The sequence below is a fragment of the Polaromonas sp. P1_G4 genome, from assembly GCF_056405475.1.
Genome location: NZ_JBFUCA010000629.1, coordinates 1 through 2,122, shown reverse-complemented (window position 1 = coordinate 2,122; position 2,122 = coordinate 1). Strand labels below are relative to the sequence as shown.

Here is a 2,122-nt window from a genome sequence, read left to right as displayed (position 1 = left end):
CATCCACACAGTCGGTGTATTTGCAGCGGATGCACGATTCGGAGACGATGTGAGTCATGTTATTTGGGGCTAATCGGTGGAAACCCTCAATTTTAAGAGGATTCCGTGAGCAGGGTTAAGTCGTTGAGGGCGCGGGGCTTGATCCTGGTCAAAGGATCAGCACGGCACCTGAAGTCTTGTTCGAGGCGGTGTCCACCAGGACCAGCGAGCCCAGCATGCGCGACCGGGCATAGGGCAGGGTGGCCAGCGGCTCCTGCAGGCTCAGCTCGATGTGGCCGATGGCATTGGGCGGAAGCTCGCTGGCGTCTTCCTCGGCGAGGGTGTTGACGTCGAGCTTGTGAACGATGCGTTTGACCTTGGCCTTGACCCAGCGGTGGCCATGCAGCGCCCAGTAGACGCGTCCGGCGACCAGCGGCTCATCGTCCATCCAGGCCACGGTGGCCGAGATCTCCCGCGAGGGCTCAAAGGTATCAGTGGCCAGCAGCCAGTCGCCGCGCGACACATCGACTTCCCGGTCCAGCACGATGCCTGCACTGTGGCCGGCCAGGATGGCCTTGGGCTGGCGGGCATGGTCCAGCACCTGCGCCACCACGGCCGTCTTGCCGCTGGGGAGTATGGTCACGCTCTGGCCCGGCTGTACGCCGCCCGAGGCAACGCGGCCCCAGAAGACGCGCCGTCCTTGAGAGGTATCGGATGAAGATGAAAACTTTTCAACCCATTGCACCGGGAAGGCAAAGGCTTCGGTGGTCTCGGCGGGCGTAACGGGCAGGTGTTCCAGCAACTGCAGCAGCGACAAGCCTTCATAACCGCACCAGCCGGGTTGGGCATCCACCACGTTAAAGCCTTTGAGGGCGGACACGGGCACAGTCGCTTTCACCGGGATTTTCCCGGCCCGGGCGAATGCTGYCAGCGCTGCTTCAATGTTCCTGAAAGCCAGCGTCGGGTCTTCCACGGCGTCGAGCTTGTTCACGGCGAACACGATGGACGGCACACGCAGCAGGTTGACCAACAGCGAATGGCGGCGGGTTTGCTGCAGCAGCTCCAGCGCAGGGTTTTTCCAGTCGAGCTTGGTCGCATCCACCAGCACGACGGCGGCGTCGGCACTGGAGGCGGCCGTCACCATGTTGCGGGTGTATTGCTCATGCCCTGGGGCATCGCCAATGATGAATTTGCGGCTTTCAGTGGCGAAATAGCGGTAGGCCACGTCAATGGTGATGCCCTGTTCGCGCTCGGCTGAAAGGCCGTCCGTCAGCAATGCCAGGTCGGTTTCACCCTGGCGCTGCACGCCGGCCAGATGGTCCTGCAGCACGGCCTTGCTGTCCACCAGCAGGCGGCCGATCAGGGTGCTTTTGCCGTCGTCGACCGAACCGCAGGTGATGAACTTCAACGCAGGTTTCAGGTCGTTTTGGCCTGCAACCGTTTCTGGCTGTGCGCCACCAGCTATCAAATCAGTAGTGTGGGTACTTGTAGTCATCTCAGTCTCAAAAATGGTGGCAAGGTCTTTATCAGTGGGGGCCGCGGGTCCGGCTGTGCCGGTCCGCAGGCGCCGCCCCCTGGGGGGAGCAGGCGAAGCCTGCCCGGGGGAGAACTAAAAATACCCGTCTTTCTTGCGCTTTTCCATGGAGGCGTCGGAGGTCTTGTCGTCCATGCGCGTGGCGCCGCGCTCGCTCACGTCGGCGGCCAGCGTTTCAATCACGATCTCGGCCGCCGTGGCGGCCGGGCTGTCCACCGGGCAGGTGCAGGTGATGTCGCCGACGGTGCGAAAACGCACGGTCTTTTCCACCACCTGTTCGCCGTCGCGCGCGGGCGTGAGCTCCGTCACCGGCACCAGCAGGCCCTTGCGCTCAACCACCTTGCGCTGGTGCGCGTAGTAGAGCGATGGCAGGGCAATCTTTTCGCGCTCGATGTACTGCCACACGTCGAGTTCGGTCCAGTTGGAGATCGGGAAAACGCGAAAGTGCTCGCCAGGCTGCAGACGCGTGTTGAACAGCGTCCAGAGTTCGGGGCGCTGGGCTTTGGGCTGCCACTGGCCGAAGCTGTCGCGGTGCGAAAAGATGCGCTCTTTGGCGCGCGCTTTTTCCTCGTCGCGGCGCGCGCCGCCAATCAGCGCGTCAAAGCGGAA

2 protein-coding genes are annotated in these 2,122 nt (G+C 62.9%); both read right to left on the bottom strand.

The window, feature by feature from the left end:
- Positions 1-148 precede the first annotated feature (148 nt).
- Positions 149-1,474, bottom strand: a complete 1,326-nt coding sequence (locus AC1D1X_RS21500; protein WP_477699131.1) for a sulfate adenylyltransferase subunit 1 — start codon at positions 1,472-1,474, stop codon at positions 149-151.
- A 114-nt stretch (positions 1,475-1,588) separates the two neighbouring features.
- A partial coding sequence (gene cysD / locus AC1D1X_RS21495) for a sulfate adenylyltransferase subunit CysD (protein WP_477699130.1) occupies positions 1,589-2,122 on the bottom strand: 534 nt, incomplete at its 5' end.